Below are 14,071 nucleotides of genomic sequence, written 5' to 3' on the forward strand. Positions count from 1 at the left end.
CGTTCCTCTGAGGCGCCCTAATAACCCCCCTTTTCGAGGGGAATAGGGGGGTTATTGTTGGCGGTGGCCTGTGCGCCACATGCCGGTTTCTAACCACTTTGGCGGGCCCATAGTCTTGTGCGTTAGTGGGCGCTGACATTGATGCCGATGCTGTTGCCCGAATTCGATAAAATCGGGCCTGTTTGGGCGGTATTCAGACGCTGCCGGTGCCGCTTTGTTCACGATATGGAAAACGTGCGGTGCAGGCGGCGGTCTTCCACAAACGGTACACAGGCCGTGTGGTTTTCCTGTGGAGGTGCTGTGGATAAGTTTCATGTTGCTGCGCTGCAACAATCGGGTTCTAGAGTGTCGGAGGTGTGCGTTCAAGGCTTTTTGCCTACAATGAAACCCCAACTATCGCAGTTGCCCTTGATTGTTGGTTATGGGCGCGTCAACAGCTGACGCGCCCTTTTTTATGGCCTCCCGGCACCCGTTGGTGCGGAGGTTTTCCCGTGTTTGAGCTGGTTTCTTGATGAATCACATCCGCAATTTTTCGATCATCGCGCACATCGATCATGGCAAGTCCACGTTGGCCGATCGCATCATTTCACGCTGCGGCGGACTGTCCGACCGCGAGATGAGCGAGCAGGTGCTCGACTCCATGGACATCGAGAAAGAGCGGGGCATCACCATCAAGGCGCAGACCGCCTCGCTCAAGTACAAGGCCCGCGATGGACAGGTCTACAACCTGAACCTGATCGACACCCCCGGCCACGTCGACTTCTCATACGAGGTGAGCCGTTCGTTGTCGGCCTGCGAAGGTGCGCTGCTGGTGGTGGACGCCAGCCAGGGCGTGGAAGCCCAGACCGTGGCCAACTGCTACACCGCGCTCGACCTGGGCGTGGAAGTGGTGCCGGTGCTCAACAAGATGGACTTGCCCAACGCGGACCCCGAGAACGCGAAGGCCGAGATTGAAGATGTCATTGGCATCGACGCGACCGATGCGATTCCTTGCTCAGCCAAAAGCGGCATGGGCGTGGAAGACATCCTGGAGGCCGTGGTGGCCCGCATTCCGGCGCCCAAAGGCAACCCCGATGCACCGCTGCGCGCCATGATCGTGGACAGCTGGTACGACGCTTACGTGGGCGTGGTGATGCTGGTGCGCGTGGTCGATGGCCGACTGCTCAAGGGTGAGCGCTTCAAGATGATGGCGACCAACACGGTCTACAACGCGGACAACCTGGGTGTGTTCACGCCGGGCAATGAGCCGCGCGAATCGTTGAATGCGGGTGAGGTGGGCTACATCATCGCTGGCATCAAAGAACTGCAGGCTGCCAAGGTGGGTGACACCATCACGTTGGAAAAGAAGCTCCCCAACAACCTGGGCCCAGCAGAACAAGCGCTGCCTGGCTTCAAGGAAGTGCAGCCGCAGGTGTTTGCCGGCCTGTACCCCACCGAAGCCAACCAGTACGACGGCCTGCGCGATGCGCTGGAGAAGCTCAAGCTCAACGACGCCGCGCTGATGTACGAGCCCGAGGTGTCGCAGGCGCTGGGCTTTGGCTTTCGTTGCGGTTTCCTGGGCTTGCTGCACATGGAGATCGTGCAAGAGCGCCTGGAGCGCGAGTTTGACCAGGACCTGATCACGACCGCGCCCAGCGTGGTTTACCAGGTGGTCAAGCCCGATGGCGAAGTGGTCATGGTGGAGAACCCGTCCAAGATGCCCGATCAGGGTCGGCTGGAAGAGATTCGCGAACCCATCGTGACGGTGCACCTGTACATGCCTCAAGAGTATGTGGGTGCCGTGATGACGCTGGCCAACCAGAAGCGCGGCATGCAGCTCAATATGTCGTACCACGGCAAGCAGGTGATGCTCACCTACGACATGCCGCTGGGCGAGATCGTGCTGGACTTTTTTGACAAGCTCAAGTCGGTGAGCCGGGGCTATGCGTCCATGGACTACGAGTTCAAGGAATACCGCCCAGCCGATGTGGTGAAGGTTGACATTTTGCTCAACGGCGAAAAGGTGGATGCGTTGTCGATCATCGTGCACCGCTCACAGTCGCAATACCGCGGGCGTGCAGTGGTAGCCAAGATGCGCGAGATCATCAGCCGCCAGATGTTTGACGTGGCGATTCAAGCGGCCATTGGCGGCAACGTGATTGCGCGTGAAACCATCAAGGCACTGCGCAAAAACGTGCTGGCAAAATGCTACGGCGGTGACATCAGCCGCAAGCGCAAACTCCTTGAAAAACAAAAAGCAGGCAAAAAACGCATGAAACAGATTGGTTCGGTCGAGGTGCCCCAAGAAGCTTTTCTCGCCATTTTGCAGGTGCAAGACTGATGCAGGCGCTGATGAGCACGATCACGGCGGTGGTGCTGGCGGCCATTGCAGGCTACGCCGGCGCTTGGTACCTGGGGGTGGTGGAAAGCAGCTTTGCGGTGCTGCTGATGCTTGCCACGGTGGTCACGGGCATCTATTGGTTGCTGGAAAAACTGGTATTTTGGCCGCAGCGCAAGCGCGCAGCCCAAACTTTGCTGGACGAACACAACACGCGCAAAGCGTCGTTGCTCAAGCAGGGGTTCAGCAACATCGAAGGCGACGTGGAGCCCGCGCGGCAGAAACTTTTGATGCAGCCTTGGTGGCTTGACTGGACGGCGGGTCTCTTTCCGGTGATTCTGGCGGTGTTTGTGCTGCGCTCATTTATGTTTGAGCCGTTCAAAATTCCCTCGGGCTCCATGATCCCGACCCTGCGCGTGGGCGACCTGATTTTGGTGAACAAATACCACTACGGCATTCGCCTGCCGGTGTTTCACACCAAGCTGGTGGCCAACAACGACCCACAACGCGGCGATGTGATGGTGTTTCGCTACCCGCCGCAACCGAGCTTGGATTACATCAAACGCGTCATTGGCGTTCCGGGTGACGAGGTGGCCTATTTGAACAAGGAGCTCTCGGTCAATGGCAAGCCGGTGCCCCGCATTGCGCAGCCCGAATTCTTTGATGGCGATTCCATGCGTTACGCGCGCCAATTCCGCGAAACGCTGGACGCCCGCAGTTACAACACGCTCAACGATGACGATCGCCCGGCGTTCATTCCTGGTGCCACCGATTTCCCCAACAAGAGCGCTTGCCGTTATACCGTCGAGGGCGTGGTGTGCAAAGTGCCTGAAGGCCACTATTTCATGATGGGCGACAATCGGGACAATTCGCTGGACTCACGCTACTGGGGTTTTGTGCCCGAGGCCAATATCGTCGGCAAGGCCTTTTTTGTCTGGATGAATTTTGGTGACCTGGGGCGCATCGGTTCTTTCGAATGAGCGCCGTCGTACCCTTTCTTTTTGGAGCACATACAGCATGAAACTGAAACAGCAACAACGCGGCCTGACCTTCATGGGCTTGCTCATTGTGGGCATCTTGCTGGCATTGACCGGCGTGATCGTGGCCCAGGTGGTGCCCACCTACATCGAATACACCGCCGTGCAAAAGGCCGTCCAGAAAGCTTCAGCGGGCACCACGGTCGGCGAGGTGCGCAGCATTTTTGACAAAGCTGCGCAGATCGACGACATCAACACCATTGCAGGCAAAGACCTGGATGTGGGCAAAGAAGGTGACCGCGTGGTGGTGTCGTTTGCCTACAGCCGCGAAATTCACTTGGCTGGCCCGGCTTACCTCACGATGAAATACGAAGGCCGTTCCAAGTGATGGCGTTCCAAGTGATGGACTACCGCGCCTGTGCGTGCCTGCGCGAAGAGCCGCAGCCTTGAATCCGGAATTGCTGACGCTGCAACAGCGTTTAAAACACAGTTTTGCCAATCCGCGCCTGCTTGAACGGGCCGTTACGCACCGCAGTTTCACCTCAGACCACAACGAGCGCCTGGAGTTTCTGGGTGACTCGGTGCTCAACCTGGCCGTGTCAGGCTTGCTGTTTGAGAAATTGAGCCAGTTGCCCGAGGGCGATTTGTCGCGCGTGCGCGCCAACCTGGTGAAGCAAGAGACGCTGTTCCAGATTGCCTGCACGCTGGGCCTGGCCACCTGCTTGCGCCTGGGTGACGGCGAGAAGCGCTCGGGTGGCCACAAGCGGCCATCCATACTGGCCGATGCGCTTGAAGCCGTCATTGGCGCGGTGTACCTGGATGCCGGCTTTGATGCAGCGGCCGCGCTGGTGCACCGCCTGTACAGCGGCGTCGAACTCAACGCCCAGATGAGCGCCATGGGCAAAGACCCCAAGACCGAATTGCAGGAGTGGCTGCAGGCGCGCAAAATGAAGCTGCCGATGTACCGGGTGGTGGCCACGCTGGGTGAGGCGCACAAGCAGACCTTTGATGTCGAGTGCACGGTCTCTGAAACCGGTCACAGCGAGCGCGGCATAGGCGCTTCGCGCCGTGCCGGCGAGCAGGCCGCCGCCGCCGCCATGCTGCAGCACCTGATGGCAGGCGCGTAGCCCGCTCCGCTCCCCGGGCGCACGAAACTGCGCCAACGCCAACGTTTGTCCATTTTTACCGCCCCGTCCCGCTTACAAGAACCCATGTCCCGAAAACCTGCTCCCCCGAACCCTGCTTCTTCGTCCGCTGCTCCTGTGGCCAATCCCGAGCTGGATGCCATGCTGGCGCGGGCGCTGCGCAAGGCAGACGTCGCTGCGCCAGCGGACATGGAACCTGACGCCCCAGCGGACGAAGTGCCCGAGGTGGAAGTGATTGATCCGGCAGCCCAGCATTGCGGTTATGTGGCCATTGTGGGCAAGCCCAACGTGGGCAAGTCCACGCTGCTCAACGCGCTGGTGGGGCAAAAGGTCAGCATCACGTCGCGCAAGGCGCAAACCACGCGCCACCGTATCACCGGTTACCGCACGGTGGGGGCCCATCAGTTTGTGTTTGTGGACACGCCGGGCTTTCAGACCCGTCACGGCAATGCGCTGAACCGCGCGCTGAACAAAACGGTGCTGGGTGCCGTGGCCGATGTGGACTTGATTTTGTTTGTGGTGGAGGCGGGCAACTTCAACCTGGCCGACGCCAAGGTGCTCGACCTGTTGCCACGCAACATACCGGTGGTGCTGCTGGCCAACAAATTCGACCTGGTGCATCGCCGCGGTGATCTCGCGCCCTGGTTGCGTTCCATGCAGGAGCGCCACCCGTTTGCCGAATTTGTGCCTATGACGGCCAAGAACGCCAGAGACATTCAGCGCCTGTTCGGTATTTGCGCGCCTTACCTGCCCCAGCAACCGTGGATGCACGACCCCGAGGAGCTGACCGACCGCAGTGAGCGCTTCATGGCCAGTGAAATGGTGCGCGAGAAGCTGTTTCGCCTCACTGGCGACGAGCTGCCTTACACATCGACCGTCATCATCGACAAGTTCGAGCAAGAAGGCCAGCTCAAGCGCATCGCGGCCACCATCGTGGTGGAGCGCGAGGGCCACAAGGGCATGGTCATTGGTGACAAGGGTGAAAAACTCAAACGCATCGGCACCGAAGCCCGCCAGGAGCTGGAGAAGCTCTGGGACTGCAAGGTGTTCTTGGAGCTGTGGGTGAAGGTGCGCTCGGGTTGGGCCGACGACGATGCGCGGGTCAGGTCCTTCGGCTACGAGTAATGGCCACGCGCCGGTTTACTGACGAGCCCGCGTTTGTCCTGCACCGCTACGACTGGAGCGAGTCGAGCCTGATTCTGGACGTTTTCACCCGCGACCATGGCCGCATCGCCCTGGTGGCCAAGGGGGTGAAGCGTCCCACCTCGCAGTTTCGCCCGGTGCTCTTGCCGTTGCAGCCGCTGCAAATCAGCTGGGGCGGCGACGCTGAAGTACGCACCCTCAAGGCTGCCCAATGGCAGGGCGGGCATGTGATGCCCACGGGCGAAGCTTTGTTGTCGGGCGGCTACCTCAACGAATTGCTCATGCGCCTGCTGGCGCGAGACGATGCGCATCCGTCCTTGTTTGATCACTACCGGTTTGCCGTGGAGTTGCTCGCCGAGCGTGGTGATGCACAGCAGCTGATCTTGCGCACCTTTGAATTGCTGTTGTTGCGCGACGTGGGCCTGCTGCCCGACTTGGCCCACGAGGGCAGCACGTTGGCCCAACTGGACCCGCAGGGCCTGTATGTGCTGGCGCCTGAGCACGGCTTGCGCCCGGCTCACGGCGACGACAGCCACCCTATCACCGGTGCGCAGTGTCTTGATCTGCAAACCGCGCTGGATGACCCTGCGCCGTTCATGAGCACGCTGCGCGCCTGCGCGCCCAACCTGCAAGCCCTGCGGCCGCAACTGCGCCACCTGCTGCACTACCATTGCGGTGTGCGGGTGTTCAAAACCCGCCAATTGATGCTGGATGTGCAAGCCATGTCCCGGCCGCGTTACACAGAAGCATCGCCTGCGCCAGCACCACCCGCCACCGCAACCCAACCCACCACACCATGACCGCGGTTTCCGTCCCCCATACCCCGCACACGGCGCTGTCCGTCAACCTCAACAAGGTGGCCTTGGTGCGCAACACGCGCCACTTGGGCATCCCGTCTGTGACGCGCGCGGCCACGTTGTGCCTGCAGGCGGGTGCAGCGGGCATCACGGTGCACCCGCGCCCGGACGAACGCCATATCCGTGCCCACGACGTGCACGACCTGGCCGAGTTGCTCAAGGCCTGGCCCGACCGCGAATACAACATTGAAGGCAACCCGTTTCACAACCTCATGGGGTTTGTGGAGGCCGTGCGACCCCACCAAGTCACCTTCGTACCCGATGCCGAAGGCCAGTTCACCAGCGACCACGGCTGGAACTTCCCCGCCAATGCCGACCGCTTGCGCCCCTTGATTGCCCAAGCCCACGCGCTGGGCGCGCGGGTCAGCTTGTTCATGGATGCTGACCCCGCCGCCATGGCCGCAGCCAAGGCCGTGGGTGCTGACCGGGTCGAGCTCTACACCGAGCCCTATGCAGCCGCCTGGAGCACGCCACAGCGATCCGAGCAGTTGGAGCGATTTCGCGCGGCGGCGCAGGCAGCGCTGGATGTGGGCCTGGGCGTCAACGCGGGGCACGACCTCAACCGCGACAACCTCACGGCGTTTTTGCACACGGTGCCCGGTGTGCGCGAGGTGTCCATTGGCCATGCGCTGATAGCCGACGCGCTGGAAATGGGCTACGGCGCCACCGTTGCCGCTTACAGGCGCTGCATAGCCGACGCCTTCGTCTGAACCGCATGATCTACGGCATCGGCACCGACATTTGTGACATCCGCCGCATGGAGGCCACCTGGCAGCGCCAGGGCGAGCGCTTTGTGCGCAAGGTGCTCACAGACGCCGAGTTCACCGTTTGGCAGGCGCGCAGTGCCCGCTGGCCGCAACGGGGCTTGCGCTACCTGGCCACCCGTTTTTCCGCCAAAGAGGCTTTCTCAAAAGCGGTTGGTTTGGGTATGCGTATGCCCATGACGTGGCGGCGCTGCGAAATCGTGAACGAGCCCAGCGGACAGCCCGTGGTTGTGTTGCACGGTGAGCTGAAGACTTGGTTTGAAGCCCGGGGCTTGCGGGCCCATGTGACCGTGACCGACGAGACCGACTACGCGGCCAGCTTCGTGGTCGTTGAACGCGACTGACTTCCTAACTTCTGAAACCCATGCACCCACACGCACCCCTCATCATCGACGTGGCTGGCCACAGCCTCACGACCGCCGAACGCCAGCGGCTGGCGCACCCGCTCGTAGGTGGCGTGATTTTGTTTGGTCGCAACTGGAAAGACCGCGCGCAGCTGACGAAGCTGTGTCGCCAGATCAAGGCGTTGCGGCCCGATCTGCTGATCGCAGTGGACCACGAGGGTGGGCGCGTGCAACGCTTTCGAACCGATGGCTTCACCCACTTGCCGCCGATGGCGGCACTGGGTGCGCTGTGGATGAAGCCCGAGCGCAAAGGCGAGGTGGCGGGAGCGTCGGCGCTGCAGGCCAGCAACGCGGCCGTGGCCACGGGTTATGTGTTGGGGGCTGAGCTGCGTGCTTGTGGCGTTGATTTGAGCTTCGCCCCGGTGCTCGACCTGGACTACGGTGAAAGCTCGGTGATTGGTGACCGCTCGCTGGGACGCGACCCGCGCATGGTGACGCTGCTGGCGCAAGCCCTCATGCTGGGTTTACAGCAAAGTGGCATGGCCAACTGCGGCAAACACTTTCCCGGCCACGGCTTCGTGCGCGCCGACTCGCACCTGGCCATACCGGTGGACAAACGCAGCCTGAAGACCATTTTGACCGAGGACGCCGCGCCCTACGGCTGGTTGTCGGCCAGCCTGCAGGCGGTGATGCCAGCTCATGTGATCTACCCCAAGGTGGACAGCCGGCCCGCCGGCTTTTCGCCGCGTTGGCTGCAAGAGGTGCTGCGCCACCAACTGGGCTTCACCGGGGCCATCTTCAGTGACGACCTGAGCATGGAAGCGGCTCGCCAGATGGACGGGCGCGACCTGACGTTTGCCGAGGCGGCGCTGGCGGCGCTGGGTGCTGGCGCTGACATGGTGGTCTTGTGCAACCAGTCGGTGGTGGACGGCGGTGAGCCGATTGACGTGGCGATCAACGATGTGTCGCGTGCAGTGATGGAGGGACAGTGGCAACCCAACCCCGGGAGTGAAGAGCGCCGCCTGGCGCTGCTGCCGCGCGGTGCAGCCATGGATTGGGACCACTTGATGGTCAGTGAACGCTATATGCAGGCGCTCGCGCTGTTGCCCTGATCAGCGCTCCACGCCCATCCGGTCGAGCAGATCCGAAATGAGTTCCAGCCGCACCAGCGGGTTGTCCAGTGTCATCAAGCGGTGTTTGAGTTCGGCCGGTGCTGGGAGCAGCTCGGCCCAGCGGTTGGCGACCCAGCCGCAATCGTCCCAGTGGTAAGGCGGCTGCAAGGGCAGCTCGTTCACCGCCTCGGGCTCGCGCTCCAGCAGGTTGCGCAGCAGGCGCTGCAGCGCGTCGCGGGTGCTGGCCAGGTCATCTGGGACCGGCACCACCGGCTCTGCCTCGTCCAGCCGCACATCGCCCACCCACAGGCCGTGGGGCAGTTGCTGGCTGGACGTGATGTGAAAGCGTTGCAGGCCCCGGCAATGGACCATCAGCAGCCCGGGCTGCGGCCGTTCCAGCTGCTCAATGTGGGCGAGCGTGCCCACGGGGTGAAACACTTCTTTGGCAAAGGCATCGCCGCTGGGTGGCGCGTTGGGGTCGATGCGCCGCACCTCGCTGCCTTCGTGCAGGCATACCACGCCAAATGGCGCACCCGTCTTGTGGCACCGGCTGATCATGTCCAGGTAGCGCACCTCGAAGATGCGCAGCGGCATCCATCCACCCGGAAACAAAACTGTTTGCAGCGGAAACAGCGGCAACTGTTGCAGCGTGAGCATCCCGGTGTCGGGCTCGGTGGTCAATCGCTGACCACCGCGTCGGCGCTCTGGCGCTGCAGCATAGCCAGGGTGTTGGCCACCGTGGTGCGCAGTTCGCGCCGGTCGCAAATGAAGTCCACCGCACCCTTGGTTTGCAAAAACTCGGCGCGCTGGAAGCCCTCAGGCAGCTTTACGCGGACGGTGTTTTCAATCACGCGCGGGCCGGCAAAACCGATCAGTGCTTTGGGCTCGGCAATCACCACGTCGCCTACAAAGGCAAAACCTGCTGACACACCGCCCATGGTCGGGTCGGTCAACACGCTGATGTAGGGCAGGCCTTTTTTGGCCAGGCGGGTGAGCGCAGCATTGGTCTTGGCCATTTGCATGAGCGACAGCAGACCTTCTTGCATGCGCGCACCACCGGTGGCGGTGAAACATACAAACGGCACCTTTTGTGCGATCGCTTCTTCCACGCCGCGCACAAAGCGCTCGCCGACCACCGAGCCCATGGAACCGCCCATGAAGTCGAATTCAAAACACGCCACAACCAGGCTGATGCCCTGCACGGCGCCGCCCATGACGATCAGCGCGTCGGTTTCACCGGTGTTTTCTAGCGCTTCTTTCAGGCGCTCGGGGTACTTGCGGCTGTCCTTGAACTTCAGTGCATCAACCGGCAGCACTTCCTGACCGAGTTCGTAACGGCCTTCAGCGTCCATGAATGCGTTCAGGCGCGCACGGGCGCCGATGCGGTGGTGGTGGCTGCAATGCGGACACACGTTCTGGTTTTTCTCCAGATCGTTTTTGTACAGCACGGCTTCGCAGCTGGGGCACTTGATCCACAAGCCTTCGGGCACGCTGCGGCGCTCGGTCGGGTCGGTGTGCGTGATCTTGGGTGGCAGCAGTTTTTCTAGCCAGGACATGGTGTGTTCTCCAAATATGAGCGACCCGTGCGCCACTTGGCGTTACCCCTGAAGGGCAGCAGCGGCGACCCGGCAGAGCCGGTGCCGCACGGGCACGAGTCGTTTTGGCGCAGCGCGGTGTGCGTCGATAGGTTGTCTGAACGGATTAAAACACGGTCGATCAGGCGTCCAACGCTTTGCGAATGCCACGCAGGAAATTGGAGGCCACCGCCACCACCTTTTCGTGTGGCTCGTTTTCGATCAACTGGATGATCTTGCTGCCGATCACCACGGCGTCGGCGCTGCGGCCGATGGCGCGAGCGGTTTCGGCATCCCGAATGCCAAAGCCCACGCCCACCGGCACGTTCACGTGCGCGCGGATGCGCGGCAGCATGGCTTCCACCTGGCCGACGTCCAGCGTGCCTGCACCCGTTACGCCCTTGAGCGACACGTAGTACACGTAGCCGCTGGCCACGCGCGCCACCTGCGCCATGCGCTCGTCGGTGGAGGTGGGGGCCAGCAAGAAGATCAGGTCCATGTTGTTCGCGCGCAGGGCGGCAGCGAATGCTTCGCATTCTTCCGGTGGGTAGTCCACGACCAGCATGCCGTCCACACCCGAGGCGCTGGCGTCGCGCACAAAGCTGCCCTCGCCGTGCTTCTGGTCGTAGCGTTCCACCGGGTTGGCGTAGCCCATCAGCACCACCGGCGTGGTGTTGTTGCGTTCACGGAATGTTTTCACCATGGCCAACACTTGGACCAGGCCAATGCCCAGGGCCAGAGCGCGGTCGCCGGCTTTTTGAATCACCGGGCCATCGGCCGATGGGTCGGAAAACGGCACGCCGAGCTCGATCACATCGGCACCAGCCTCCACCATGCCGTGCATCAGGTCGGGGGTGATGTTGGCAAAGGGAAAGCCGGCCGTGACAAACGGAATCAAGGCCTTGCGGTTCTGGGCTTTCAGCGCGCTCAGTGCGGGTTCAATACGGCTCATTTGGCGAATGCGATAGGAGAGGTTTCAGCACCACCCTTGACCGACTGGCCACGGCAGCTGGGGCGGCAATAGAAGTCGGCCTTGGACAGGTCCGCCACGGTGCCAATGTCCTTGTCGCCCCGACCCGAGAGGTTGACCAGAATGGACTGATCGGTCCGCATGGTCTTGGCCAGCTTCATGGCGTAGGCCACAGCGTGGCTGGATTCGAGCGCCGGGATGATCCCTTCCGTGCGGCACAGGTAATGAAAGGCTTCCAGCGCTTCGGTGTCGGTGATGCCAACGTATTCGGCGCGGCCGATGTCTTTCAGGAAGGCGTGCTCGGGGCCGACGCCGGGGTAGTCCAGGCCCGCACTCACGCTGTGGGTCTCAGTGACCTGTCCGTTGTCATCTTGCAGTACGTAGGTGCGGTTGCCGTGGAGCACGCCGGGGCTGCCTTTTTGCAGCGATGCCGAGTGCTTGCCGCTCTCCATGCCTTCACCGGCCGCTTCCACACCGATCAGGCGGGTGGCTGTGTGGTCGATGTAGGGGTAGAAAATACCCATGGCGTTGCTGCCGCCGCCCACGCAGGCCACCACGGCGTCGGGTTGTTCGCTGGTGCAGCCGGCGGATTTGAGCATCTCGGGCATTTGCACCAGGCACTCTTCACCGATCACGCTCTGGAAGTCGCGCACCATCATCGGGTAAGGGTGCGGGCCTGCCACGGTGCCGATGATGTAGAAGGTGTTGTCCACGTTGGCCACCCAGTCTCGCATGGCTTCGTTCAGTGCGTCTTTCAGCGTGCGGCTACCGCTTTCCACGGGCACCACTGTGGCGCCCAGCAGCTTCATGCGGTAGACGTTTGGGCTCTGGCGTTTCACGTCTTCGCTGCCCATGTAAACCACGCATTCCAGGCCATAGCGGGCGCAGATGGTGGCGGTGGCCACGCCGTGCTGGCCTGCGCCGGTTTCGGCAATGATGCGCGGCTTGCCCATGCGCTTGGCGAGCATGGCCTGGCCGATGGTGTTGTTGATCTTGTGCGCCCCGGTGTGGTTGAGGTCCTCGCGTTTCAGGAAGATTTGCGCACCGCCTTGCTCACGGCTCATGCGGGCCGCGTGGTACACGGGCGATGGGCGACCCACGAAATGGGCCAGCTCGCTCTTGAATTCGGCCAGAAAATCCGGGTCGTTCTGGTACTTGGCGTAGTTGGCCTTGAGCTCGTTGATGGCGTGGGTGAGCGTTTCGCTCACGAAACTGCCGCCATAGATGCCGAAATGGCCGCGGGCGTCGGGTTGCTGGTAGGTGGTCATGGGTGTCTCTGGTCGGAATGCCCGCCCAGCCCCCACGGGTGGGGCTCAGGCAAGGCTGCGGTGAAGGGCTGCATCGGCGGCTCGCACGGCCGCCACAAAGGCGAGCATCTTGTCCGGGTCCTTGATGCCTTTGCTGGCCTCAACCCCGGAACTCACGTCAACGGCCCAGGGCCGTACGCGGTTGATGCCATCGATCACGTTTGCAGGCGTGAGTCCACCAGACAAAACGAGGCGAGAGCTGGCGTTTAGAAGCGGATGTGACCAATTGAAGGCTGTCCAGTCGAAGGATTGACCGCCGCCGCCGTACCCCTCGACGTGGGCGTCGAGCAGCACGGCCTGTGAGGCCGCGAAGTCTTGAGCGTATTTTAGAAGATCAAAGCCCGCGCCAGCCGGGCCTGCGGGAATACGGGCCGCACGGATGTAGGGGCGTCCCGCGGCGGCGCAGTCGTCGGGGGTTTCGTCGCCGTGGAACTGCACCAGGGCATGGGGCACGGCCTCCAAGCCCAGCCGGATGTGCTCAGGGCTGGCGTTCACGAACAGCAGCACTGGCGTGACAAAGGCAGGCAAGCGCCGGGCCAGTTCGCCCGCGCGCTCAGGCGTGACGTGGCGCGGGCTCTTGGCGTACAACACAAAGCCCACGGCATCGGCGCCTGCGCGCGCGGCTGCGTCCACATCGGCCTCTCGGGTCAGGCCGCAAATCTTGATGCGCGTGTGGTGCATGGGTTTTTGAGCGGCTTGGGGTGTTTCGGTCATCCGGGTAACCAGTCGAAAGCAGCGGTCTTCGTGGGAATACCCAGCGCTTCGTCGTAAAGCGGACCCAGAAAGTACAGGCCGTCGGGTGAAAACGTGGGCGCTGCGGCATCGCGGCTGCGGGCGTGCAGCACCTCGGCCATCCAGCTCGGGGGGTGGTTGCCGTTGCCAATGGCGATCAGGCAGCCCATGATGTTTCGGATCATGTGGTGCAGAAAGGCCGACGCTTCAAATTCAAACCGCCAGTACGCGCCGCGGCGGGTGATGCTGATGCGGCGCAGCTGCTTGACCGGCGAGTGGGCCTGGCACTGAGCGGCGCGAAAGGAAGAAAAGTCGTGCTCACCCAGCAACGTTTGCGCGGCCGCTTGCATGGGCTCCAGCGCCATGGGGCGAAACACCCAGCCCACCCGCCCGGCGTCCACGCTGGGGCGCACCGGCGATTCCAGCAGCACATAGGCGTAGCGGCGGGCTATGGCGTTGGCGCGTGCATGGAAATGGTTGGGCACCTGGCGCGCCCAATGCACGGCAATGTCGTGCGGCAAAAAACGGTTGGTGCCGCGCATCCATGCGTGGTCTGGGCGAACCACTGGGCTGTCAAAGTGCACCACCTGCATCAGGCCGTGCACCCCCGCATCGGTGCGGCCCGCACACAGCGTTCGGATAGGGCCGTGAGCAATGAACTGGGTCAGGGCGCGTTCCAGTTCGTCCTGCACGGTGCGGCCGCTGAGCTGGCTTTGCCAGCCATCGTAGGCGCTGCCGTTGTAACTGACGCCCAGCGCCATGCGCGTCAGGGCGGTTTCCTGGGCGCCATCGCGCGTGAAGAGGTGCAAAGGGAGGGTCCGTTCAGGCT

15 protein-coding genes are annotated in these 14,071 nt (G+C 62.4%); 9 read left to right on the forward strand and 6 right to left on the reverse strand.

The window, feature by feature from the left end; all coding sequences use genetic code 11:
* Positions 1-511 precede the first annotated feature (511 nt).
* The 9 genes from lepA (at position 512) to nagZ (ending at position 8,659) form a co-directional block, all read left to right on the forward strand.
* Entirely contained in the window at positions 512-2,320 is a 1,809-nt protein-coding gene (gene lepA, locus ACTG4K_RS11860; protein ID WP_439114419.1) for a translation elongation factor 4, read from the forward strand.
* Positions 2,320-3,297 (forward strand): signal peptidase I, encoded by a 978-nt coding sequence (gene lepB / locus ACTG4K_RS11865; RefSeq protein WP_439114420.1) that lies wholly within the window; start codon positions 2,320-2,322, stop codon positions 3,295-3,297. The genes lepA and lepB overlap by 1 nt, the downstream gene beginning before the upstream one ends.
* A 37-nt stretch (positions 3,298-3,334) precedes the next feature.
* Entirely contained in the window at positions 3,335-3,682 is a 348-nt protein-coding gene (locus ACTG4K_RS11870; RefSeq protein WP_439114421.1) for a DUF4845 domain-containing protein, read from the forward strand.
* Positions 3,683-3,740: 58 nt separating this feature from the next.
* Entirely contained in the window at positions 3,741-4,421 is a 681-nt protein-coding gene (rnc, locus tag ACTG4K_RS11875) for a ribonuclease III (RefSeq protein WP_439114422.1), read from the forward strand.
* A gap of 84 nt (positions 4,422-4,505) precedes the next feature.
* On the forward strand, positions 4,506-5,564 hold the full coding sequence (gene era, locus ACTG4K_RS11880; RefSeq protein WP_439114423.1) for a GTPase Era: 1,059 nt from the start codon (positions 4,506-4,508) through the stop codon (positions 5,562-5,564).
* Entirely contained in the window at positions 5,564-6,382 is an 819-nt protein-coding gene (recO, locus tag ACTG4K_RS11885; protein WP_439114424.1) for a DNA repair protein RecO, read from the forward strand. The genes era and recO overlap by 1 nt, the downstream gene beginning before the upstream one ends.
* A complete protein-coding gene (locus ACTG4K_RS11890) occupies positions 6,379-7,149 on the forward strand; it encodes a pyridoxine 5'-phosphate synthase (protein WP_439114425.1) in 771 nt (256 codons plus the stop codon). Before recO ends, ACTG4K_RS11890 begins: the two co-directional genes overlap by 4 nt.
* Before the next feature lie 5 nt (positions 7,150-7,154).
* Entirely contained in the window at positions 7,155-7,547 is a 393-nt protein-coding gene (gene acpS, locus ACTG4K_RS11895; RefSeq protein ID WP_439114426.1) for a holo-ACP synthase, read from the forward strand.
* A 20-nt stretch (positions 7,548-7,567) separates the two neighbouring features.
* A complete protein-coding gene (gene nagZ, locus ACTG4K_RS11900; protein WP_439114427.1) occupies positions 7,568-8,659 on the forward strand; it encodes a beta-N-acetylhexosaminidase in 1,092 nt (363 codons plus the stop codon).
* Here nagZ and ACTG4K_RS11905 read toward each other — a convergent pair whose 3' ends face one another.
* The 6 genes from ACTG4K_RS11905 to truA form a co-directional block, all read right to left on the reverse strand.
* The gene (locus ACTG4K_RS11905; RefSeq protein ID WP_439114640.1) at positions 8,660-9,316 is read right to left on the reverse strand and encodes an LON peptidase substrate-binding domain-containing protein; all 657 of its coding nucleotides are present in this window, start codon (positions 9,314-9,316) and stop codon (positions 8,660-8,662) included.
* Between the two features lie 20 nt (positions 9,317-9,336).
* The gene (gene accD / locus ACTG4K_RS11910) at positions 9,337-10,215 is read right to left on the reverse strand and encodes an acetyl-CoA carboxylase, carboxyltransferase subunit beta (RefSeq protein ID WP_439114428.1); all 879 of its coding nucleotides are present in this window, start codon (positions 10,213-10,215) and stop codon (positions 9,337-9,339) included.
* A 160-nt stretch (positions 10,216-10,375) separates the two neighbouring features.
* Positions 10,376-11,185 carry a tryptophan synthase subunit alpha gene (trpA, locus tag ACTG4K_RS11915; RefSeq protein WP_439114429.1) on the reverse strand — a complete coding sequence of 270 codons (810 nt, stop codon included), beginning with the start codon at positions 11,183-11,185 and terminating at the stop codon, positions 10,376-10,378.
* Positions 11,182-12,471 (reverse strand): tryptophan synthase subunit beta, encoded by a 1,290-nt coding sequence (trpB, locus tag ACTG4K_RS11920; protein WP_439114430.1) that lies wholly within the window; start codon positions 12,469-12,471, stop codon positions 11,182-11,184. Before trpB ends, trpA begins: the two co-directional genes overlap by 4 nt.
* Positions 12,472-12,516: 45 nt before the next feature.
* Positions 12,517-13,224, reverse strand: coding sequence for a phosphoribosylanthranilate isomerase (locus tag ACTG4K_RS11925; RefSeq protein ID WP_439114431.1), 708 nt, complete (start codon positions 13,222-13,224; stop codon positions 12,517-12,519).
* Entirely contained in the window at positions 13,221-14,003 is a 783-nt protein-coding gene (gene truA / locus ACTG4K_RS11930) for a tRNA pseudouridine(38-40) synthase TruA (RefSeq protein WP_439114641.1), read from the reverse strand. The genes ACTG4K_RS11925 and truA overlap by 4 nt, the downstream gene beginning before the upstream one ends.
* Positions 14,004-14,071: the final 68 nt, after the last annotated feature.

Origin of the sequence: Hydrogenophaga sp., assembly GCF_965657535.1 — a bacterium.
Lineage (GTDB): Bacteria > Pseudomonadota > Gammaproteobacteria > Burkholderiales > Burkholderiaceae_C > Hydrogenophaga.

What these genes read in the sequence shown, in the direction of transcription:
- lepB (WP_439114420.1), top strand. Translation starts at nt 2,320, where the DNA reads ATGCAGGCGCTGATGAGCACGATCACGGCGGTGGTGCTGGCGGCCATT.
- ACTG4K_RS11925 (WP_439114431.1), bottom strand. Translation starts at nt 13,224, where the DNA reads ATGACCGAAACACCCCAAGCCGCTCAAAAACCCATGCACCACACGCGC.
- era (WP_439114423.1), top strand. Translation starts at nt 4,506, where the DNA reads ATGTCCCGAAAACCTGCTCCCCCGAACCCTGCTTCTTCGTCCGCTGCT.
- nagZ (WP_439114427.1), top strand. Translation starts at nt 7,568, where the DNA reads ATGCACCCACACGCACCCCTCATCATCGACGTGGCTGGCCACAGCCTC.
- recO (WP_439114424.1), top strand. Translation starts at nt 5,564, where the DNA reads ATGGCCACGCGCCGGTTTACTGACGAGCCCGCGTTTGTCCTGCACCGC.
- ACTG4K_RS11890 (WP_439114425.1), top strand. Translation starts at nt 6,379, where the DNA reads ATGACCGCGGTTTCCGTCCCCCATACCCCGCACACGGCGCTGTCCGTC.
- ACTG4K_RS11870 (WP_439114421.1), top strand. Translation starts at nt 3,335, where the DNA reads ATGAAACTGAAACAGCAACAACGCGGCCTGACCTTCATGGGCTTGCTC.
- ACTG4K_RS11905 (WP_439114640.1), bottom strand. Translation starts at nt 9,316, where the DNA reads ATGCTCACGCTGCAACAGTTGCCGCTGTTTCCGCTGCAAACAGTTTTG.
- trpA (WP_439114429.1), bottom strand. Translation starts at nt 11,185, where the DNA reads ATGAGCCGTATTGAACCCGCACTGAGCGCGCTGAAAGCCCAGAACCGC.
- acpS (WP_439114426.1), top strand. Translation starts at nt 7,155, where the DNA reads ATGATCTACGGCATCGGCACCGACATTTGTGACATCCGCCGCATGGAG.
- truA (WP_439114641.1), bottom strand. Translation starts at nt 14,003, where the DNA reads ATGGCGCTGGGCGTCAGTTACAACGGCAGCGCCTACGATGGCTGGCAA.
- trpB (WP_439114430.1), bottom strand. Translation starts at nt 12,471, where the DNA reads ATGACCACCTACCAGCAACCCGACGCCCGCGGCCATTTCGGCATCTAT.
- accD (WP_439114428.1), bottom strand. Translation starts at nt 10,215, where the DNA reads ATGTCCTGGCTAGAAAAACTGCTGCCACCCAAGATCACGCACACCGAC.
- lepA (WP_439114419.1), top strand. Translation starts at nt 512, where the DNA reads ATGAATCACATCCGCAATTTTTCGATCATCGCGCACATCGATCATGGC.